This window comes from Vibrio sp. ES.051, from assembly GCF_002563795.1.
Classification (GTDB): Bacteria; Pseudomonadota; Gammaproteobacteria; order Enterobacterales; family Vibrionaceae; genus Vibrio.
On record NZ_PDJL01000004.1, the window covers coordinates 652,140 to 672,780 of the forward strand.

19 protein-coding genes are annotated in these 20,641 nt (G+C 45.8%); 15 read left to right on the forward strand and 4 right to left on the reverse strand.

All coding sequences use genetic code 11. The annotated features are described in order from the left end of the window. Positions 1 to 39: 39 nt before the first annotated feature. From bamA to ATG66_RS09445, 13 genes are all read left to right on the forward strand, one after another. Positions 40 to 2,454 carry an outer membrane protein assembly factor BamA gene (bamA, locus tag ATG66_RS09385; RefSeq protein ID WP_098415042.1) on the forward strand — a complete coding sequence of 805 codons (2,415 nt, stop codon included), beginning with the start codon at positions 40 to 42 and terminating at the stop codon, positions 2,452 to 2,454. A gap of 13 nt (positions 2,455 to 2,467) precedes the next feature. Then, positions 2,468 to 2,977 (forward strand): OmpH family outer membrane protein, encoded by a 510-nt coding sequence (locus ATG66_RS09390; RefSeq protein ID WP_179885631.1) that lies wholly within the window; start codon positions 2,468 to 2,470, stop codon positions 2,975 to 2,977. A gap of 6 nt (positions 2,978 to 2,983) precedes the next feature. Next, a complete protein-coding gene (lpxD, locus tag ATG66_RS09395; protein WP_098415043.1) occupies positions 2,984 to 4,015 on the forward strand; it encodes a UDP-3-O-(3-hydroxymyristoyl)glucosamine N-acyltransferase in 1,032 nt (343 codons plus the stop codon). Between the two features lie 242 nt (positions 4,016 to 4,257). Next, on the forward strand, positions 4,258 to 4,710 hold the full coding sequence (fabZ, locus tag ATG66_RS09400) for a 3-hydroxyacyl-ACP dehydratase FabZ (RefSeq protein WP_098415044.1): 453 nt from the start codon (positions 4,258 to 4,260) through the stop codon (positions 4,708 to 4,710). Position 4,711: 1 nt separating this feature from the next. After that, positions 4,712 to 5,500, forward strand: a complete 789-nt coding sequence (gene lpxA, locus ATG66_RS09405) for an acyl-ACP--UDP-N-acetylglucosamine O-acyltransferase (protein WP_098415045.1) — start codon at positions 4,712 to 4,714, stop codon at positions 5,498 to 5,500. A gap of 114 nt (positions 5,501 to 5,614) precedes the next feature. Continuing rightward, positions 5,615 to 6,754: a lipid-A-disaccharide synthase gene (gene lpxB / locus ATG66_RS09410; protein ID WP_098415046.1), complete on the forward strand. Its 1,140-nt coding sequence runs from the start codon at positions 5,615 to 5,617 to the stop codon at positions 6,752 to 6,754. Between the two features lie 9 nt (positions 6,755 to 6,763). Next, positions 6,764 to 7,399 (forward strand): ribonuclease HII, encoded by a 636-nt coding sequence (rnhB, locus tag ATG66_RS09415; protein WP_098415047.1) that lies wholly within the window; start codon positions 6,764 to 6,766, stop codon positions 7,397 to 7,399. An 81-nt stretch (positions 7,400 to 7,480) separates the two neighbouring features. Further along, on the forward strand, positions 7,481 to 10,960 hold the full coding sequence (dnaE, locus tag ATG66_RS09420; RefSeq protein WP_098415048.1) for a DNA polymerase III subunit alpha: 3,480 nt from the start codon (positions 7,481 to 7,483) through the stop codon (positions 10,958 to 10,960). Between the two features lie 47 nt (positions 10,961 to 11,007). Further along, positions 11,008 to 11,967, forward strand: a complete 960-nt coding sequence (gene accA, locus ATG66_RS09425; RefSeq protein WP_098415049.1) for an acetyl-CoA carboxylase carboxyl transferase subunit alpha — start codon at positions 11,008 to 11,010, stop codon at positions 11,965 to 11,967. A 76-nt stretch (positions 11,968 to 12,043) separates the two neighbouring features. Continuing rightward, the gene (gene tilS, locus ATG66_RS09430) at positions 12,044 to 13,360 is read left to right on the forward strand and encodes a tRNA lysidine(34) synthetase TilS (protein ID WP_098415050.1); all 1,317 of its coding nucleotides are present in this window, start codon (positions 12,044 to 12,046) and stop codon (positions 13,358 to 13,360) included. 64 nt (positions 13,361 to 13,424) lie between these two features. Then, positions 13,425 to 13,739, forward strand: coding sequence for a c-type cytochrome (locus ATG66_RS09435; protein WP_098415051.1), 315 nt, complete (start codon positions 13,425 to 13,427; stop codon positions 13,737 to 13,739). Between the two features lie 185 nt (positions 13,740 to 13,924). Next, positions 13,925 to 14,263 (forward strand): nitrogen regulatory protein P-II, encoded by a 339-nt coding sequence (gene glnB / locus ATG66_RS09440; protein ID WP_005380372.1) that lies wholly within the window; start codon positions 13,925 to 13,927, stop codon positions 14,261 to 14,263. A 200-nt stretch (positions 14,264 to 14,463) separates the two neighbouring features. After that, positions 14,464 to 15,309, forward strand: coding sequence for an endonuclease/exonuclease/phosphatase family protein (locus ATG66_RS09445; RefSeq protein WP_098415052.1), 846 nt, complete (start codon positions 14,464 to 14,466; stop codon positions 15,307 to 15,309). 11 nt (positions 15,310 to 15,320) lie between these two features. Here ATG66_RS09445 and ATG66_RS09450 read toward each other — a convergent pair whose 3' ends face one another. The 3 genes from ATG66_RS09450 to gloB form a co-directional block, all read right to left on the reverse strand. Continuing rightward, positions 15,321 to 16,007 carry a YIP1 family protein gene (locus tag ATG66_RS09450; RefSeq protein WP_098415053.1) on the reverse strand — a complete coding sequence of 229 codons (687 nt, stop codon included), beginning with the start codon at positions 16,005 to 16,007 and terminating at the stop codon, positions 15,321 to 15,323. After that, positions 16,004 to 17,590: a lytic transglycosylase gene (locus ATG66_RS09455; protein WP_098415054.1), complete on the reverse strand. Its 1,587-nt coding sequence runs from the start codon at positions 17,588 to 17,590 to the stop codon at positions 16,004 to 16,006. Before ATG66_RS09455 ends, ATG66_RS09450 begins: the two co-directional genes overlap by 4 nt. 252 nt (positions 17,591 to 17,842) lie before the next feature. Beyond that, a complete protein-coding gene (gene gloB / locus ATG66_RS09460) occupies positions 17,843 to 18,601 on the reverse strand; it encodes a hydroxyacylglutathione hydrolase (RefSeq protein ID WP_098415055.1) in 759 nt (252 codons plus the stop codon). A gap of 37 nt (positions 18,602 to 18,638) precedes the next feature. On the opposite strand from gloB, the gene ATG66_RS09465 reads away from it, so the two are divergent. Beyond that, positions 18,639 to 19,394, forward strand: coding sequence for a class I SAM-dependent methyltransferase (locus ATG66_RS09465; RefSeq protein ID WP_098415056.1), 756 nt, complete (start codon positions 18,639 to 18,641; stop codon positions 19,392 to 19,394). Here the strand turns inward: ATG66_RS09465 and rnhA are convergent. Next, a complete protein-coding gene (gene rnhA, locus ATG66_RS09470) occupies positions 19,391 to 19,855 on the reverse strand; it encodes a ribonuclease HI (RefSeq protein WP_098415886.1) in 465 nt (154 codons plus the stop codon). The genes ATG66_RS09465 and rnhA overlap by 4 nt on opposite strands. Positions 19,856 to 19,913: 58 nt before the next feature. On the opposite strand from rnhA, the gene dnaQ reads away from it, so the two are divergent. Beyond that, entirely contained in the window at positions 19,914 to 20,633 is a 720-nt protein-coding gene (gene dnaQ, locus ATG66_RS09475) for a DNA polymerase III subunit epsilon (RefSeq protein ID WP_098415057.1), read from the forward strand. The last annotated feature ends 8 nt before the right edge of the window (positions 20,634 to 20,641 follow it).

Consider the following 20,641-nt stretch of genomic DNA (forward strand, 5'->3'; position numbering starts at 1 on the left):
AGAGACAAAAGCAGTAGCAAAGGAATAATTAGAACAAGTATGGCGATTAAGCGAATTCTATTTGCAAGTTTACTGGCAACCAGTGTATCTGCAAATGGAGCAGAGAACTTCGTAGTTCAAGATATTGAAATCGATGGATTACAGCGTGTGGCACTGGGTGCTGCGTTGTTGAAAATGCCTGTACGTATCGGTGATACCATTGGCCAAGGCGATGTGGCAGAGATTATCCGCGCATTGTATGCCTCTGGTAACTTTGAAGACGTCAAAGTTTTGCGTGACGGTGGTGTTCTGGTTGTTCAAGTAAAAGAACGCCCGACCATTGCCAGCATTTCATTTTCAGGTAACAAAGCAATTAAGGACGAGCAGCTACAAGAAAACCTGAACGCATCAGGCGTTCGTGAAGGTGAAGCGCTTGACCGGACTACGCTAAGCAACATTGAAAAAGGCTTAGAAGATTTTTACTACAGCGTGGGTAAGTACAATGCGACGGTAAAAGCCGTTGTGACACCATTACCACGTAGCCGTTCTGACCTGAAGTTTATCTTTACTGAAGGTGTTTCAGCAAAAATTCAGCAAATTAACTTTATCGGGAACGAAGTTTTTTCAGATGATGAACTGCTGTCTCGTTTTAACTTAAATGTTGATGTGCCTTGGTGGAACTTTCTTTCTGATGAAAAATACCAGAAGCAAGTGCTCGCGGGTGATATTGAAGCACTGAAATCTTTCTATTTGGATCGTGGTTACTTGAAGTTTAACGTTGATTCAACACAAGTCGCCATTTCCCCTGACAAAAAAGGGGTTTACATTACTCTTGGTCTGGAAGAGGGCGAAGTCTTCACCGTTAAGGATGTAACATTCCGTGGTGATTTAATTGATGAAGAAGGCTCGTTTGAAGAACTGGTTCCATTTGAAAGTAACGACATCTATAACGGTTCATTGGTTACGTCGATGGAAGAGGGGATTAAGCGTGTACTGGGTGAATCAGGCTATGCATACCCTCAAGTAAACACCATTCCAGAATTTGATGACGACACTAAAGAAGTCTCTTTGGTGGTTAACGTTGACCCTGGCAATCGAATTTATGTTCGCGACATTCGCTTTAATGGTAACAACTCGACTAAAGACGAAGTGCTTCGTCGCGAAATGCGCCAGATGGAAGGCAGTTGGTTAAACTCTAAGTCGATTGAAACAGGTAAAACTCGTCTAAGCCGTCTCGGTTATTTTGAAAACGTTGAAGTACAAACCGTTCGAGTCCCAGGAAGTGATGACCAAGTTGACCTTGTTTACTCGGTGAAAGAGGCAAACTCGGGCAGTGTTAACTTTGGTGTCGGCTATGGTACAGAGTCGGGTGTCAGTTTCCAGGTCGGTCTACAGCAAGACAACTTTATTGGCAGTGGTAACCGTGTTGGTATCAATGCGATGATGAATGACTATCAGAAAAACATCAGTTTAGATTACCGTGACCCTTATTGGAATTTGGACGGGGTTAGCTTGGGTGGTAAGGTCTTCTACAATGAGTTCGAAGCAAAAGAAGCCAACATCGTTGACTATACTAACGAAAGTTATGGTGCCAGCTTAACTTGGGGTTTTCCATTTGATGAGTTGAACCGTTTTGAATTTGGTGTTGGCTACACACACAATAAAATCGGAAATCTTTCCCCCTACCTACAGGTGGAGCAGTTCTTGCAGGCGCAAGCAGACAATGTCGATTCCAGCGGTGCGTTGAACACGAACGATTTTGACCTCAATATTTCTTGGACGCGTAACAAATTAAACCGTGGCTACTTCCCGACTGCGGGTAACCACCAACGCGCCTTCTACAAAATGACGGTGCCTGGTTCTGACGTTCAGTATTTCAAGATGCAGTATGATGTTCGTCAATACCTTCCACTCACAGAAAAACATGAGTTCACGCTCTTGTTCCGGGGTCGTTTAGGTTATGGTAACGGTTATGGGCAAACGGATGGCAATGATAACCTGTTCCCATTCTACGAAAACTACTACGCAGGTGGTTTTACCTCACTACGTGGTTTCGGCTCGAACTCGGTAGGCCCAAAAGCGGTGTACCGTGATAGTTCAGGGTCAAACAACGGTGCTGATACCGCAACCGATGACTCTGTTGGGGGCAACGCCGTGGCTTTAGCGAGTCTTGAGCTGATTGTCCCAACCCCATTCGCGTCAGAAGAAGTTCAAAGTCAAATTCGGACCAGTATCTTCTTCGATATGGCAAGTGTTTGGGATACGGAGTTTGACTACCGCGACTCAGGTGCGGAATATGGTGATCGTTACTACGATGATTACTCAGATCCAACCAACTACCGCTCTTCTTATGGTGCGGCGTTGCAATGGATGTCTCCAATGGGGCCACTAGTTTTCTCACTAGCGAAACCAATTAAGAAATTTGATGGCGATGATGAAGAGTTCTTCACATTCACTATCGGTAGAACTTTCTAAAGAGGAAAATATTTTGAATAAAATGATTAAAGCGGCTGGGATTGGCCTTCTTGTACTTAGCTCTTCAATGTTTGCCAATGCGGCAGAGGCTGCGCAAAAAATTGCTTATGTAAACACCGCTCAAGTCTTCCAAGCTCTTCCTCAACGTGAAGTGGTTCTACAAAACATGCAGAAAGACTTCAAAGGCAAGGCTGACGAGCTGAAATCTATTCAAGCCCAAGCTAAAACCAAGATCGAAAAGCTACAACGTGATGGTGAGCTATTGGGTGAAGATGAAGTTGAACAGCTGCGTATTGAGATTGGCCAGTTAGACAGTAAGTATAAAATTAAAGCTAAAGCCTTAGAGCAGGCGTCTGCACGTCGCGAAGCTGAAGAAAAAGCAAAACTTTTCAAAACAATTCAAGACGCAGTGAAGAAAGTTGCGGATAAAAAAGGTTACGATCTAGTGATTGATATCTCTTCGCTTCAATATGGCAAGCCAGAATACAATATCTCTGAAGACGTAATTAAAGCTTTAAAATAAGACATTATGAAGACATTAACATTAGCCGAGTTGGCAACGATTACTGGGGGCGAACTGTTTGGCGATGACACACTAGTTGTTAGCCGTGTTTCCCCAATGGATAAAGCACAAGCAGGTGATGTGACCTTCTTGTCTAACCCAAAATACGCGAAACACCTGTCTGACTGTCAAGCGACAGTTGTGATGGTGAAGGCCGAGCACAAAGATAAGTGTGTAGGCCATGCACTGGTGGTTGCTGATCCTTACGTTGCATTCGCTCGTGTTGTACAGGCGATGGATACCACGCCACAGCCAGCGGAAGACATCGCAACAAGTGCTGTCATTGCCGCAGATATAACAATGGGTAAAAACGTGGCAATCGGAGCAAATGCTGTGATTGAAACGGGGGTAGAGTTAGGCGACAACGTGATTGTTGGGGCTGGTTGCTTTGTCGGTAAAAATGCCAAGTTAGGAAACAATACCAAGCTGTGGGCTAATGTTACTATCTATCATGAAGTGTCCTTGGGTGATGATTGTCTGGTTCAATCTGGTGCAGTCATCGGCTCAGATGGTTTTGGCTATGCAAATGATAAAGGTGAGTGGATTAAGATCCCTCAGCTTGGCTCTGTACGTATCGGTAATCGCGTTGAAATCGGCGCATGTACTACAATCGATCGCGGCGCATTAGAAGACACAGTCATTGAAGATAACGTGATTCTTGATAACCAGCTTCAAATCGCGCATAACGTGCAGATCGGATATGGTACCGTGATGCCTGGTGGTACCATTGTTGCTGGCAGTACTAAAATAGGTAAGTACTGTCAGATCGGCGGCGCGTCCGTTTTAAATGGACACATTACTATTGCAGATGGTGTGGCGATTACCGGTATGAGCATGGTAATGCGCAGTATTGAAGAAAAAGGCCTTTACTCTTCAGGTATCCCATTACAAACGAACAGAGAGTGGCGTAAAACTGCAACTCGAGTTCACCGTATTGATGAGATGAACAAACGCCTGAAAGCAGTAGAAAAACAGCTGGAACAGAAAGAAGAAATCTAAGACGTGGTTATCTTTTCTTTTGGGGTGCGTTACGCGCCAAAGATAACACGCATTGGTTCCATTTTCTGTACAAAGACTCGCGAAATGCGGGTCTTTTTCTTCTATAATGACGTGCTATAAGTAGATTGACCACCAAGATGGTGTGTATTTTGCTAGAATGCGCCACAAAGCATTCTGGCTTTGCGACCTGTTGTCGCGTTTTTGCCATCTTGGCTGCAAAAAATTGATATAGGAAGACGACTTTGACTACTGAAAAGAAAACGATGAATATCTCGGAGATCCAAGAGTTACTACCTCATCGCTACCCATTCTTATTGATCGACCGAGTGATTGACTTCCAAGAAGAACAGTACCTTCATGCCATTAAAAACGTGTCGGTTAACGAACCTCAGTTCACAGGTCATTTTCCTCAACTGCCAGTATTCCCTGGTGTTTTGATTTTGGAAGCTATGGCTCAGGCAACAGGCCTACTAGCATTTAAATCATTTGGTGCACCAACAGAAAACGAACTGTACTATTTTGCAAGTGTTGACGGTGCGAAATTTCGCAAACCAGTGGTTCCGGGCGATCAATTGGTGATAGAGGTAGAGTTCTTAAAAGAACGTCGCGGTATTGCTGCATTTAAAGGTTTAGCAAAAGTTGACGGTGAAGTGGTATGTTCTGCAGAACTGAAGTGTGCTCGTCGAGAGTTTTAATATGATTCATGAAACCGCTAAAATCCACCCGGCAGCGGTGGTAGAAGAAGGTGCCAAAATTGGCGCCAATGTGACAGTGGGCCCTTTCACGTACATCACCTCTACGGTTGAGATTGGTGAAGGTACAGAAGTCATGTCCCATGTTGTGATTAAAGGCCATACCACCATTGGTAAAGATAACCGTATTTTCCCACATGCTGTGGTTGGTGAAGAAAACCAAGACAAAAAATACGGTGGCGAACAGACAACCGTGGTTATTGGTGACCGCAATGTGATACGCGAGGCGGTTCAGGTTCACCGTGGCACTGTGCAAGATAAAGCCACCACTGTCATTGGCGATGACAACTTGCTGTGTGTGAACGCGCACATTGCACACGATGTTATTGTTGGCAACCACACGCATATAGGTAACAACGCCATTCTTGGTGGTCATGTGACAGTGGGTGACTATGCTGGTGTGATGGCTCTTTCTGCCATTCATCCGTTCTGTACCGTTGGCGCTTATGCTTACGTTGGTGGTTGTTCTGCTGTTGTACAAGATGTTCCAGCGTATGTGTTAGCGCAAGGCAATCACGCAACGCCATTTGGTCTGAACTTAGTCGGCTTGAAGCGCAATGGTTTTGAAAAACCTGAAATTCGTGCATTACAAAAAGCGTATAAAGAAATTTATCGTTCAGGTAAGACTTTAGAAGAAGTGAAACCCATTCTGGCTGAAATGGCTCAAGAGTGGTCTGCTGTGAAACGTTTCACTGACATTCTGGAAACAACGGAACGTGGCATTATTCGTTAAGTCGCGAGTAAGCCAATAAAAACAAAAGATCGTGACCAAATTAAGGGTTGCGATCTTTTTGTGTTTTATGGATAAGGCAAACCTTTATCCATAGCGCACAGAGGCGAAGTAAGAATGGAAAGACCACTACGTATCGGCATCATTGCCGGAGAACTGTCTGGCGACACGCTAGGTGAAGGCTTTATCAAAGCCGTGAAAGAACAGTACCCAAACGCGGAGTTTGTCGGTATTGGTGGCCCGAAAATGATTGCCCAAGGATGTGAATCTCTTTTCGATATGGAAGAGCTCGCTGTGATGGGGTTGGTTGAGGTTCTAGGGCGTCTGCCGAGACTCTTGAAAGTGAAAGCAGAGTTAGTTAAATACTTTACACAAAATCCACCGGATGTTTTCGTTGGTATCGATGCTCCTGACTTCAACTTACGCTTGGAACTTGACCTTAAGCAGGCGGGCATTAAAACCGTTCATTACGTGAGCCCGTCAGTTTGGGCTTGGCGTCAAAAGCGCATCTTCAAAATTGAAGCGGCAACTAACCTCGTATTGGCTTTTCTGCCTTTTGAGAAAGCGTTCTATGACAAGTTTAACGTTCCTTGTGAATTTATTGGGCATACATTGGCAGACTCGATCCCACTCGAATCCGAGCAAGCACCTGCACGTGAACTGATCGGGTTGGAGCAAAATAAAAGATGGTTAGCAGTATTACCAGGCAGTCGTGGGAGCGAATTAAAAATGCTGTCAGAGCCATTTATCAAAACTTGTAAGCTGCTTCATCAAAAATTTCCCGATTTGGGCTTTGTCGTAGCGCTAGTTAATCAAAAACGCCGTGAGCAGTTTGAACAAGCTTGGAAAGAGCATGCGCCAGAGTTGGATTTTAGATTAGTCGATGACACCGCACGCAACGTCATCACCGCTTCGGATGCCGTTATGCTAGCGTCCGGTACAGTGGCACTGGAATGTATGCTTCTTAAACGTCCGATGGTGGTTGGTTATCGTGTGAATGCATTTACCGCGTTTTTGGCTAAGCGCCTACTCAAAACTAAATATGTCTCACTGCCGAACATTCTCGCCGATGACGAGTTAGTGAAAGAGTTCCTACAAGATGACTGCACGTCACACAATCTGTTTAACGAAGTCTCCCATTTATTAGAAAGCAACAATAAACAGATGTTAGACAAGTTTAACGAAATGCATCATTGGATCCGTAAAGATGCGGATCAACAAGCCGCAAAAGCGGTATTAAAATTGATTGAGAAATAGAGAATTCCCATGCCTGCGAAAGCTAAAACGACCAAAGAAAAAGTTGAGCTCCCACCGTTTGAGTATCCACAAGGTTATCAACTTGTGGCGGGCGTCGACGAGGTAGGACGTGGTCCTTTGGTCGGTGATGTCGTCACCGCTGCCGTTATCCTTGATCCAAGCAATCCCATCGAAGGCTTGAATGACTCCAAAAAATTGACCGAGAAGAAGCGTATGGCGCTGCTTCCTGAAATCAAAGAAAAAGCGTTAGCTTGGTCTATTGGGCGTTGTTCTCCTGAAGAGATTGACCGACTGAATATTCTTCAAGCCACGATGGTAGCCATGCAGCGTGCGGTTTCTAGTTTAAATATTCCGCCAGATTTAGTTCTGATTGACGGCAATCGCTGTCCAGATCTGCCGATGGATGCTCAAGCGGTAGTCAAAGGCGATTTGCGTGTTGTTGAAATCAGCGCTGCTTCGATTATTGCCAAAGTCGTGCGAGATCAAGAAATGCAAGAATTGGATAAACAGCACCCACAATTTGGTTTTGCGAAGCACAAAGGTTATCCAACCAAAGCGCATTTTGAAGCGATTGAGCAACACGGCGTCATCAACGAACATCGCAAGAGTTTCAAACCAGTAAAGAAAGCTTTAGGCATAGAATAACCAATGGAGACAATTGGAGTTATAAACCCAATCTCTTTAGGTTAGAATCCCCAACAAAATAGAGTCACACGGTACCTGTTAATGTCAGATCCCAAATTCATCCACCTGCGCGTTCATAGTGATTTCTCGATGGTGGATGGCCTCAACAAAGTTCCACCGATAGTTAAGAAAGTCGCTGAGCTCGGTATGCCTGCCATGGCGCTGACCGACTTTACCAACCTATGTGGTTTGGTGAAGTTTTACGGCACAGCACATAGCTGCGGTGTTAAGCCGATCATTGGTGCCGATTTTAAAATGCAATCGGATGAGTTCGGTGAAGAGCTGACACAAATAACGGTACTTGCAGCGGACAATGTGGGATATAAAAACCTTACGTTGCTGATCTCGAAAGCTTATTTACGCGGCCATATTCAGCATCACCCCGTGATCGATAAAACATGGCTAGCGGATATGTCCGAAGGCCTTATTATCTTGTCCGGAGGAAGAAGTGGTGAAATTGGCCGAGGGTTACTGAAAGGTAACCGACAGATAGTGCAAAACTGTGTCGACTTCTATAAACAGTATTTCCCAGACCGTTTCTATCTGGAGTTGCATCGTACTGGCCGTCCGGACGAAGAAACCTACCTTCATTTTGCTGTGGAGCTGGCAGAGCAGCAAGACTTGCCTGTTGTCGCAACAAATGAAGTGGTGTTTCTTAGTGAAGACCTTTTTGACGCACATGAAATTCGTGTCGCGATTCATGATGGCTACACGTTAGAAGACCCACGCAGACCAAAAAACTACAGCCCACAGCAATACCTTCGTACTGAAGAAGAAATGTGCGCGTTGTTTGCCGACATTCCTGAAGCATTAGAAAACAGTGTTGAGATTGCCAAGCGTTGTAACGTAACGGTTCGCTTAGACGAGTACTTCCTCCCAGCGTTTCCAACGGAAGGGATGAAAGAGACCGAATTCTTGGTCATGAAGTCTCGAGAAGGTCTAGAAGAACGTTTGGAATTTCTATTCCCTGATGAAGAGGAGCGAAAACGACATCGTCCTGGGTACGATGAGCGTTTGCAAATCGAACTTGACGTTATTAACCAAATGGGGTTCCCAGGTTACTTCCTGATCGTAATGGAGTTCATCCAGTGGTCTAAAGATAACGGAATTCCAGTCGGCCCAGGTCGTGGTTCGGGTGCTGGTTCTTTAGTGGCGTATGCGCTCAAAATCACAGACTTAGACCCGTTGGAATACGACCTGCTTTTCGAACGATTTTTGAACCCAGAACGTGTCTCGATGCCCGATTTTGATGTCGATTTCTGTATGGATAAGCGTGATCAAGTGATTGATCACGTAGCGGAAATGTATGGCCGTGATGCCGTGTCTCAGATCATCACGTTCGGTACGATGGCAGCGAAAGCGGTAATTCGTGACGTAGGCCGTGTACTTGGTCATCCATTTGGTTTTGTGGATCGTATTTCAAAGCTGATCCCACCCGATCCAGGTATGACGCTGGATAAAGCGTTTAAAGCTGAGCCTGCCTTACCAGAATTGTACGAAGCCGATGAGGAAGTGAAAGCGCTCATCGATATGTGTCATATTCTGGAAGGCTGTACGCGAAATGCTGGTAAACACGCTGGTGGTGTGGTTATTTCGCCGACGACAATTACCGATTTTGCGCCTATTTACGCTGACGCGGAAGGTCACTTCCCAGTCACGCAATTCGATAAGAATGACGTTGAAACCGCTGGCTTGGTTAAGTTTGACTTCTTGGGGCTGCGTACCTTAACCATCATTGACTGGGCGCTTGGTCTGATTAACCCCCGTCTAGAGCGAGAAGGTAAAGAGCCGGTTAGTATTGAGTCAATCCCGCTTAAAGACTCCGCCTCTTTCCGTGTGTTGCAAAAATCAGAAACAACCGCGGTGTTCCAGCTGGAATCGCGCGGTATGAAAGAGCTTATAAAGCGACTTCAGCCAGACTGTTTTGAAGATATTATCGCATTGGTGGCGCTTTTTCGTCCGGGCCCTTTGCAATCGGGGATGGTAGATAACTTTATCGACCGTAAACATGGCCGAGAAGCGGTCTCTTACCCAGATGAAAAATGGCAGCATGAGTCACTGAGAGAAACACTCGAACCAACCTATGGCATCATCCTGTATCAGGAGCAGGTTATGCAAATCGCACAGATCTTAGCAGGCTATACGCTAGGTGGTGCGGACATGTTGCGCCGTGCGATGGGTAAGAAAAAACCGGAAGAGATGGCCAAACAACGTGCTATTTTTGAAGAGGGAGCGATAAAGAACGGTATCGACGGCGAGTTGGCGATGAAAATCTTCGACTTGGTAGAGAAGTTCGCAGGTTACGGCTTTAACAAATCGCACTCTGCCGCTTATGCACTGGTTTCTTATCAGACGCTTTGGTTGAAAACGCATTATCCAGCTGAGTTTATGGCAGCGGTAATGACGGCTGACATGGATAATACCGAGAAAGTGGTTGGCTTGGTCGATGAGTGTTTCCGCATGAAGCTCACGATGTTACCACCAGACATCAACTCCGGATTATACCGCTTTAATGTTGATGAGAATGGCGCCATTGTTTACGGTATTGGTGCCATTAAAGGGGTCGGTGAAGGTCCAATCGACGCTATTCTTGAGGCAAGAAATAAAGGTGGTCACTTTAAAGATCTGTTTGATTTCTGTGCTCGTGTTGATCTGAAACGCGTCAATAAAAGAGTGATCGAAAAGCTGATTTACGCCGGTGCACTGGACAGATTGGGCCCGCACCGCGCAGCAATGATGGCTTCACTCAATGATGCAGTAAAGGCGGCAAGTCAGTATCACCAAGCAGAAGCCTTTGGTCAGACCGACATGTTTGGGGTGTTAACTGATGCACCAGAAGAAGTGGAACATAAGTACACGCAAGTTCCACCATGGCCAGAAAAAGTGTGGTTGGAAGGCGAGCGTGATACCCTAGGCTTATATTTGACTGGGCACCCAATTAACGCCTACGCGAAGGAACTTAACAAATACACCAGTTGTCGACTTAAAGACGCGACACCAACACGTCGTGATCAGTCTGTGACTGTGGCGGGGTTAGTAATCGCTGCGCGCGTAATGACCACCAAGCGTGGGACTCGCATTGGTCTCATGACGTTGGACGACCGAAGCGGTCGAATGGAAGTGATGTTGTTCTCAGATGCGCTCGATCGATACGCAGAACTTCTCGAAAAAGACAGAATTTTAGTGGTTTCTGGACAGGTCAGCTTTGATGATTTTAACGGTGGCCTTAAAATGTCGGCGCGTGAAGTTATGGATCTCGGCAGCGCGCGTGAAAAATACGCTCGTGGCTTGTCGGTATCGATAGATGCAACTCAAGTCGATGAGCAGTTTTTTGAGCGGTTTAGCGGTATTTTAGAACCGCACAAAGCCGGAACCGTACCCGTCAATGTATACTACCAGCGTGCCGACGCCAGAACGCGGTTAACATTGGGCACCGAGTGGCGAGTGACGCCAAGTGATAGATTACTCGACGATTTAAAACAGTTACTTGGCAACAGTCAGGTAGAACTCGAATTTAACTAAAAAATTCAGCGCAATGTGTTAGACGCTGAGTAAACAAGGATTCACAGATGAGCCTAAACTTTCTTGAATTTGAAAAGCCAATTGCAGAATTAGAAGCGAAAATTGAAGCGCTGCGTGATGTCTCTCGTCACGGCGGTGATTCTGCGATTGACCTGGATAAAGAAATCGAACAGCTTGAGAAGAAAAGCTTGGAGCTGAAGAAGAAAACCTTTAGCAGCTTAGGTGCATGGGAAACGGCTCAACTGGCTCGTCACCCTTTACGTCCCTACACATTGGACTACATTCAGCACGCTTTTGAAGAATTTGATGAACTAGCGGGTGACCGCGCGTTTGCCGATGATAAAGCGATTGTAGGTGGTATTGCGCGTCTTGAAGGCCGCCCAGTCATGGTAATTGGTCACCAAAAGGGTCGTGAAACTAAAGAGAAAGTAAAACGTAACTTTGGTATGCCTAAACCAGAAGGTTACCGTAAAGCACTGCGTCTGATGCAAATGGCAGAGCGTTTCAAAATGCCAATCCTTACTTTCATCGACACGGCGGGCGCTTATCCTGGCGTTGGCGCTGAAGAACGTGGTCAATCTGAAGCTATTGCGACAAACTTAAAAGTGATGTCTGGTCTTAAAGTACCTGTCATCTGTAATGTTGTGGGCGAAGGTGGTTCAGGCGGTGCATTAGCGATCGGGGTTGGTGATTATGTGAACATGCTCCAGTACTCAACTTACGCTGTTATTTCTCCAGAAGGTTGTGCTTCAATCTTATGGCGTGATTCAGATAAAGCCCCACAAGCAGCAGAAGCGATGGGTCTAACAGCCCCACGTCTAAAAGAACTTGAGCTGATTGATGAAATCATCGAGGAGCCACTGGGCGGTGCTCACCGTAACCACGTACAAATGGCCGCTAATATGAAAGCAACATTGCTTCGTCAATTGGAAGAATTGGAACAGTTTGACGAAGAAGCGCTACGCGAACGTCGTTATGAACGTTTAATGAACTACGGTTACTGCTGATATCTCGCACGATAAAAGTTAAAATAGAAAGGGTTGGACAAGCGTCCAGCCCTTTTTTGTACCTATCGGATCGCTTATGGAATTGCTTTATCAGCACTTTGCTCATGTGTTGGATACTTATCACAAACCGAATACTAAAATAGTATTAGCTTTCAGTGGCGGGGTCGATTCCCGTCTGCTGCTTGAGCTGCTTAGTCGTTATCAGCAAGTTAACTCAGTAACTTGTCATGCCGTTTACGTACATCATGGTCTGAGTGCCAACGCTGACGATTGGGCAGAAAAATGTCAGTTATGGGCACAACAAGCGGCCATTCCTTACTCGGTTGAACGCGTCTGTTTGGATATTACTCGTGGTGAGAGTATTGAGCTCATCGCCCGAGAAGCCCGTTACCAAGCGTTAACCAAATATGTGAATGAAGGCGATGTCGTATTAACAGGTCAGCATGCGGATGATCAGGTTGAAACTTTTTTGCTCGCACTTAAGCGCGGCAGTGGACCCAAAGGCTTATCCTCCATGGCGGAAAATATGTCTTTTGCTGGTGGTACTTTAGTTCGTCCGTTGTTGTCTATTCGACGAGCGCAAATTGAATCTGCAGCTAAAGCACTAGGGTTGGAGTGGGTTGAGGATGAAAGCAACCAAGATACCCGCTACGATCGTAATTTTCTTCGTCATCGCATTGTCCCTACCTTATCTGAGCGTTGGCCGAGCATTCATCATTCTGTGCAGCGCAGTGCGAGTTTGTGTGCACAGCAAGAAGCTTTATTGGATGAGTTACTAGGCGCTATTTTTATGCGCGCTCTACAAGCTGATTTGAGCTTGAATATTGAAGAGTTATCATCCCACAGTGAGCTTGCTCGAGCGCGTTTGATCCGCATGTGGTTAGCAAAACTCAAGGTGAACATGCCGACGCAGGCTCAACTTAGTCTAATTTGGAATGAGGTTGCACTGGCGCAGCAAGATGCCAACCCCAAGCTAAAGCTAAAACAAGGTGAGATCCGACGCTTTCAACGTCGTTTGTATTGGATTACTGACATCGTGGATGTGACACATTGGCAACGTACTATCCAAATCGACAAGCCCCTGAGCCTCCCAGAATCTTTGGGCCAGGTGACGTTGAGTACGGCGTCGGCTCATCCAACCATCGCCTTACCAGCACAACCCGAAGGGTTGTGCATTACATTTAATCCTGAAGGGCTTTCAGCCCATCCGACAACCCGCAGTCATAGCCGCAAGCTAAAAAAACTCTTTCAAGAGTATGGTGTGCCAAGCTGGTTGCGCCGCCAAACGCCAATTCTAATGTATCAGGATCAGGTCGTTGCTGTCGCCGACTTGTTTGTTGAGCAAGCTTTTAGTGGCCAAGACTGTGAACTCATTTGGCGCAAGTCGTTGTAATTAATGCCACAATATCGGTATTAAATAAAAAGATTAACTCAAATAACAAGAATTAGGTGAAGCAATGAAGAAAATAGAGATGGGCGTGATAATGGCGCTAAGCATGTTGAGCGGGCAAGCCTTTGCGGGAGGGAATGTTGAGGCAGGTCAAGCCAAAGCTGGCGTTTGTGCGGCGTGTCATGGCGCCGATGGCATCGCAACCATTCCCGCTTACCCAAACTTGAAAGGGCAAAATGAGCAGTACATTATCAGTTCAATCAAAGCGTATAAAAATAAAGAGCGAAATGGCGGGCTGGCTGCGGTAATGCAGGCGCAAGCCTCGCTTCTTTCTGATGAAGACATCGAAAATTTAGCCGCCTACTACTCGAGTTTGAAGTAATTGGGGAAAGTGCTTTTGCGGCTAGGTCTTCCATATATAATGTCGGAGAAGACTCTGGCTTTGCTTTATCCGCATCATTACCCCTTCTTAAAGCGGATTTGAGCTGGTGGGTCAGAGACAAATATTGAATGTTATGAAGCGCTAAACGATAATAAGTGCAATCGATTAAAGCTTAAGGGATGAACATGAAAAAAATTGAAGCGATTATCAAGCCATTTAAACTGGATGATGTTCGAGAAGCACTGGCTGAAGTTGGCATCACAGGGATGACTGTCTCTGAAGTGAAAGGCTTTGGTCGTCAAAAAGGTCATACAGAACTGTACCGCGGTGCTGAGTACATGGTGGACTTTCTTCCTAAAGTGAAGTTAGAAATCGTCGTAACTGAAGACGTGGCGGATAAATGTGTGGAAACCATCATTGAAACAGCTCAAACCGGTAAGATTGGTGATGGTAAGATTTTTGTCACGGATATTGAGCGTGTGGTTCGTATCCGTACAGGTGAAGAAGACGAAGACGCGATTTAATATTTCATTATAAAGGGTCTCATATTACTATGCTAAAGGGAGCCAAGAGGCTCCTTTTTTGTTTTAGCCTCTATACCCGCACAACCCGGAAAGAATCGACTATTACGCTTTGTTGTTTTCCTTGCAATCGAAACAGTGAAAGTACGCAGACAAGAGCCTCTTAAAGTCATTTGGGTATATAAACTGGATTCAGGTGTCGTATGTTTAAGCGTGTTGTCCTAGCTGTAGCTTTTCTCATCATGGTTGTGTTAGTTAGCTTTCAAGTGATTTTTACCGTGCCAGAGCAGCCGCAGATCATTACTCAAACCGGTTCGAAAATCACCCAAGAGATTCGATGTATTGAATTTGGTGGCTCAAAAGCACTGGATAATGGTGGTGAACTCAATGTGCTGGTTTGGAATATTTACAAACAAAATCGCAATAATTGGCAACGCGAGCTTGATGAGTTGTCGGCTAACAAACAACTGCTATTACTGCAAGAAGCCAGCATGACTCAAACCTTTAAGCAGTGGTTAGTCGAGGGTGACTGGGTGAGTAATCAAGTTAGTGCGTTTAAAGCATTGGGAAGTGGCGTTGGTGTGATTAGCATCGGGCAGGAGCAACCAGAAAAAGCGTGTGCTTATACGTCGAAAGAGCCGTGGTTACGCTTACCCAAGTCTGCCTTGTACAGCCGATACTATTTGAGCAATGGGGAGCGTCTTGCCGTCATCAATGTGCATGCCATCAACTTTACGGTTGGGATGCAAGAGTACGTGTCGCAATTAACCTTCCTAGAGATGCTCTTAAAAAATCATACCGGACCAGTTTTGTTTGCCGGAGACTTCAACAGTTGGAGTGAGTCCCGAGTCGATGCGATGAGCAAGGTTTTAAAAGCGGCAAGCTTGAAAGAAGTGACTTTTTCTCCGGACCATCGCACCCAATTTATTACTGGATTACCATTGGATCATGTGTTTTACCGAGGACTTACTCTTAAATACGCGAAAGCGCCGCAGAGCGACGCTTCCGATCATAATCCACTGTTGATGTCGTTTGATTTAGGTAACTAAAGCCGGTTGGGTTACATCACGACAAGGTACAGCGCCCAAATTACGTAAAAGACAACCCATGGTAAACTTGCAATAACTAAAGCTTGCCCTCGTTCAAACTCTGTCCAAGTTAACACCACACCGTAGCCAAGTACAATGTACCAAGGCAGAAGCAGAGGTAATGAACTGGCAAAGTGAGACCAATCGTTGGTCAGTGGCAACTTTAATAAACCATTAAGACTGTTCAGATCCGCCGCGTAAGTCATGACCTCGCCGTGTTTCAATAGCAAACTGGCATAGCTTGCAATGTCTCCTAACACGGCAGGAAACAAAACTGCACACGACGCGGCAAACCACTTCCAGTAACCATATTGTTGCTTGCTTGCCTTCGTTGCAAGAAAGAACCAAAGCGCAAGCAACAGTAAGGTGGCAAAGCGGTTGAATACATCATTGATGATCACACTTGCCATCAGAGTGTTGGGTTCTAATAGCTCAATCTGCTTCGGGTCGATTTGCTGAAACTGCACGGCAAGTTGGTCACTAAGCCACGTGAAATCGACATTCGAAAAGTAAGCGCCCCAGAATAAAAACGGACTAAGCATCAAGAAGATGAACGGTTGCCACCCCCAAGCGCCACGCTGATACAACGCAAGAAAACAAGACGTTGGAGAACGGAAAATATCCAATAACATTACAAGTGGATTACTTGATGGGCTCATACACTCACCTTCGTTACGTCAACGTATAATTTAAGTTTTTGACCTGGTTGTAGGTATTTGCTCTTTTGTAGCGCGTTCCATTTCACGATGTCGTTTGTTTTGACTTTAAACTTGCTGGCAATGCCACTGATCGTATCGCCGGAGCGAACGTTGTAAAACACCGTGCGAATGACCGCACCTTGGTCTGCGTTCTTCCAAATCACCAGTTTTTGACCAACGCGCAATGGATCTTTTGGACCCATGCCGTTCCATTTCGCCAGAGCCTTGTACGATACTTTGTTATCATGCGCGATTGACCACAAACTTTCCCCAGACTGAACCGAGTGGGTTAGCTTGAATTGACCTCGAGCTCGAGATTGGGTTTTGTTCAAGCGGTTCTGAGCGCTTAAAGCGTACTTAGAGTCGTCTTTTGTTGACGTTGGGATCAACAGATATTGGCCAATGCGAATGTTATCGTTGGCAAGGCCATTTGCACGCCGAATAACTTTCGTGGTTGTACCATATTGGTTAGCCAGCACACTCAGAGAATCGCCAGATTTTACCTTGTAGCGAGCCACTTTCATCCCTTTGCCGCGGTTTTTTTCCACTTTGGCTAGGAACACTTCTTTTTTCTTAATCGGGATCAAAAGTTGATGCGGGCCTTCTGGAGCCGTAGACCATTGATTGTAAGCTGGGTTATAGCTTTGTAGCTCTTTAACTCCAATGCCAGCGTAATCCGCTGCAATCGCTAGGTCTAATTGTTCTTTAGGATCAACAAGAGCAAGGACAGGCTTGTTCGTAATCGCTGGAATATTAAGCCCGTACTTATCTTGGTTTGCGATGACATCTGCCAACGCCAGAAGTTTAGGCACGTAGCTGCTGGTCTCTTTTGGTAAATCCAAAGAGAAGAAGTCGATAGGCTTGCCTAGCTTTCTATTTTTACGGATCGCACTGGAAACACGGCCGCCGCCACTATTGTACGCAGCAATGGCGTGTTCCCAGCTGCCATCAAAGCGCTGATTCAGTCTAACGAGGTAATCTAGCGCCGCATCGGTAGCCGCTGCCACATCTCGGCGTCCGTCATACCAGTAGTTTTGCTCAAGCCCCATCATTTTTCCGGTGCCAGGAACAAACTGCCATAAACCCGCAGCACTGCCATGTGAGTATGCAAAGGCATCGAATGAGCTTTCAACCACAGGAAGTAGAGCTAACTCCATTGGCAGCCCGCGTTCTTCTATACGTTCTGTGATCATATAGAGAAAAGGGGTAGCACGTTTCGACACCGTATAAAGGTGGTTTGGGTGCTTTAAATACCACGTGCGGTAGTAGTCCACTTTTTTGTTGTTAGGGATGTCCATTTCAAGCTGCATAGCGATACGTTGCCACACATCTTCCTGTTCCTGAGGAGAGAGAGCTTTTGGTGTATCCCCAGCCGTCTTTTTTGCTAGGGATGGTTTGCTTTTTGATTGAGCGATAGCTGCATTTTGGTTTGCAGTTTGCTCGGACTTGTTGGTTTCTGGTGTAGAAGACGTTGTTGAGTCTGACTGAGTCAATTGACAGCCAGATAATAATAACGCCAACGCCCAGGTATACTTCAAACGCATGGATTCAGCCTATTTAGGGCCTGTTTATCTTCACCTGCCTGTCGCGCAATACAAATTACGTGGCAGTCGCAAGATAATAGACATCTTTAAACACTAAGTAATAAATAGAGGTGAGAGCTTCTAAGTTACGCACTAGGGGGAACTTAAAATAGATTCATATCAACCCCAAAGTAAGAGAAGCGCCAGTGGCGCTTCTCGAAAAATCAGCCCATGATAATACTGGGGTCTGGTAAACTTACAAGCAGAAAATGGTTAAAACTCGTTCTTCCACTCACGTAAAGCAGTAAAAACCGAGCATGGATCGCTGTTTTTAATGCGGTTCGCAACGGACTTAACGACCTCTGGGTTGGTAGAGCGTAAGAACGGATTAATCCACTTTTCTTTGCGTATTGTTGTCGGAAGCGTTGGAATATTGAGCGCTCGAAGCCTGTTGACATCATCACGGTACTGGCGAAGTTGTTCATTGTCTGGCTCGACCGCTAAAGCGAAAGCGACGTTGCTGGCGGTGTACTCGTGAGCGCAAAAGACTTGTGTTTCTTCTGGTAGGGACGCGAGTTTACTTAACGATTCAAACATCTGCTCTGACGAACCTTCGAAAATACGTCCACAGCCTGCAGAAAACAGGACATCACCACAAAATAGTTTACCATCACCGACATAACCAATGTGGCCTAAGGTGTGACCTGGTAATCCCAGCACCAAGAAGATCTCACCAAACAGTTCTAGCTTGTCTCCTTCTTCCATTGGTGTCGTAAGGGTTGGAATTGGTTCTGTTTTGGGGCCGACAACGGTGACGTTTGGAAACGCACGGACTAAGTCTGGAACCCCACCAATGTGATCGTTGTGGTGGTGTGTGATCAAGATTGCTTCTAAAGTTAACTCGTTAGCCTGCAAGTATTCTAACACTGGCTTAGCATCGCCCGGGTCAACCACCGCGCAACGTTTATCGCTATTTTGTATCAGCCAGATGTAATTATCATTAAATGCGGGTATGCTTTTGATCTCTAACACGATTCGTTCTCCGTCACCCATTTTAGTCAGGTGGTTAATGAAACCAGCACTCAGCAACAAAACTATACCACACCCGTCGAGTTGGTCAGTAATGAACAACGGTCCGTGGGTACTTGAGTCAATCCAGACCCGACTTGACGAGTGGTGGCCGAAATTCTTCGGTTACCATATGCTCAAGCTGGGCGGGTTGAGCTGTGAGCTAACCAGCTGTAATTGTAACATTCAACACCAAGTCAACGTAGATATCCAGAACCCGTTGCATAATGTGATTGCAGATGGTTATGAATTGCCCTTTTTGGAAAAAAGCTTTGATGTGGTGGTGTTCACTCATCAGCTTGACTACGCAAGAGATCCACACCGTTTGCTGCGAGAAGTAGACAGAGTCATGATGGATGATGGCTATTTGATCATCACGGGCTTTAACCCGTTCAGCTTGACAGGGTTAGCGAGTTTGTTCCCTTGGCGTAAACACAATGTGCCTTGGTGTGGACGAATGTTTACATCTAATCGCATTAAAGACTGGTTAGGGCTGCTCAATTATGAAGTCATTCACTGCGATCGTTATGCGCTGTTTCCGATGAAGCGTTACCGGACAATGTGGACTTGGTTAGAAAACAGTTTAGGTCACTGGGCATCGCCAGCAGGAAGCTTGTATTATATCGTGGCACGTAAAAGAACATACCCTCTCAAACCGATTAAACCTCATTGGCGTTTGAAGAAAAAACTCTCACCACTGGGGGTGATGAATCGAGAGGGTAGTGCAGTAAGGAAGGTATCGAACGAGAAAAGTTAGGAAGGCTGGTAACCTTTGTCTTCTTCAGTCGGGTTCTCGGCCGCGGTACGGGCGAGTTCGTCACAGATTTCGTTTTCTCTGTGGCCAGCGTGACCTTTTACCCAGTGCCATTCTACTTTGTGGCGTGCGGTTTCTTTATCTAGTGCTTGCCATAAATCCGCATTTTTCACTGATTTTTTGCCCGCCGTTTTCCAACCACGCTTTTTCCAGTTGTGAATCCACTGTGTAATACCTTGGCGCACATATTGACTGTCCGTGGTTAATGTTACTTGGCAAGGTTCTTTTAACGTTTGAAGTGCTACGACGGCTGCTAACATTTCCATACGGTTGTTGGTAGTCAGCGTATAGCCTTTAGAAAGCGTCTTTTCTACCCCTTTGTAACGCAAGACGATGCCGTAACCACCAGGTCCAGGATTGCCTAAACAAGAACCGTCAGTGAAAATCTCAACGTGTTTGGTCATATTTTTGGTACTATTAGCCGAAACATTTAATAAAGCATAGTCTGACATACATAACCTTATGAATACCAGCAGCAATTCTGAATATAACCGCATTGTCGTTCTCGATACCGAAACCACGGGTATGAACCGAGAGGGGGGGCCTCATTACATGGGGCACCGCATTATTGAAATCGGTGCCGTGGAGATCATCAACCGTAAGCTGACTGGTCGTCACTTCCACGTCTACCTTAAACCAGACCGCGAAATTCAATCCGAAGCGGTTGAGGTTCACGGTATTACCGATGAATTCTTGATTGATAAACCCGAATACGCGAGCGTGCACCAAGAGTTTCTCGACTTTATCAAAGGGGCCGAGCTTGTTGCTCACAATGCGCCCTTCGATACGGGCTTCATGGATAACGAGTTTAATATGCTCGATCCCAACATTGGTAAAACGGCAGATTTCTGTAGGGTGACCGATACCCTAGCCATGGCGAAGAAAATCTTCCCGGGCAAACGAAACAATCTCGATATTTTGTGTGAACGTTACGGTATTGATAATTCCCACCGCACACTCCACGGGGCATTACTCGATGCGGAGATTCTAGCCGACGTTTACCTATTCATGACTGGTGGGCAAACGAATTTAGAATTCAACGCTAACAAACAAGAGGGGGGAGTTGAAACCATTCGTCGCGTTGAGGGACGAAAATCGCTAAAGGTTTTGCATGCAAGTGCCGATGAACTAGAAGCTCACCAGAAAAGACTAGAATTGGTGAACGACAGTATTTGGCACTAATAGGAGAA

What these genes read in the sequence shown, in the direction of transcription:
- bamA (WP_098415042.1), top strand. Translation starts at nt 40, where the DNA reads ATGGCGATTAAGCGAATTCTATTTGCAAGTTTACTGGCAACCAGTGTA.
- lpxD (WP_098415043.1), top strand. Translation starts at nt 2,984, where the DNA reads ATGAAGACATTAACATTAGCCGAGTTGGCAACGATTACTGGGGGCGAA.
- lpxA (WP_098415045.1), top strand. Translation starts at nt 4,712, where the DNA reads ATGATTCATGAAACCGCTAAAATCCACCCGGCAGCGGTGGTAGAAGAA.
- lpxB (WP_098415046.1), top strand. Translation starts at nt 5,615, where the DNA reads ATGGAAAGACCACTACGTATCGGCATCATTGCCGGAGAACTGTCTGGC.
- rnhB (WP_098415047.1), top strand. Translation starts at nt 6,764, where the DNA reads ATGCCTGCGAAAGCTAAAACGACCAAAGAAAAAGTTGAGCTCCCACCG.
- dnaE (WP_098415048.1), top strand. Translation starts at nt 7,481, where the DNA reads ATGTCAGATCCCAAATTCATCCACCTGCGCGTTCATAGTGATTTCTCG.
- accA (WP_098415049.1), top strand. Translation starts at nt 11,008, where the DNA reads ATGAGCCTAAACTTTCTTGAATTTGAAAAGCCAATTGCAGAATTAGAA.
- tilS (WP_098415050.1), top strand. Translation starts at nt 12,044, where the DNA reads ATGGAATTGCTTTATCAGCACTTTGCTCATGTGTTGGATACTTATCAC.
- ATG66_RS09435 (WP_098415051.1), top strand. Translation starts at nt 13,425, where the DNA reads ATGAAGAAAATAGAGATGGGCGTGATAATGGCGCTAAGCATGTTGAGC.
- glnB (WP_005380372.1), top strand. Translation starts at nt 13,925, where the DNA reads ATGAAAAAAATTGAAGCGATTATCAAGCCATTTAAACTGGATGATGTT.
- ATG66_RS09445 (WP_098415052.1), top strand. Translation starts at nt 14,464, where the DNA reads ATGTTTAAGCGTGTTGTCCTAGCTGTAGCTTTTCTCATCATGGTTGTG.
- ATG66_RS09450 (WP_098415053.1), bottom strand. Translation starts at nt 16,007, where the DNA reads ATGAGCCCATCAAGTAATCCACTTGTAATGTTATTGGATATTTTCCGT.
- ATG66_RS09455 (WP_098415054.1), bottom strand. Translation starts at nt 17,590, where the DNA reads ATGCGTTTGAAGTATACCTGGGCGTTGGCGTTATTATTATCTGGCTGT.
- ATG66_RS09465 (WP_098415056.1), top strand. Translation starts at nt 18,639, where the DNA reads ATGAAACCAGCACTCAGCAACAAAACTATACCACACCCGTCGAGTTGG.
- rnhA (WP_098415886.1), bottom strand. Translation starts at nt 19,855, where the DNA reads ATGACCAAACACGTTGAGATTTTCACTGACGGTTCTTGTTTAGGCAAT.
- dnaQ (WP_098415057.1), top strand. Translation starts at nt 19,914, where the DNA reads ATGAATACCAGCAGCAATTCTGAATATAACCGCATTGTCGTTCTCGAT.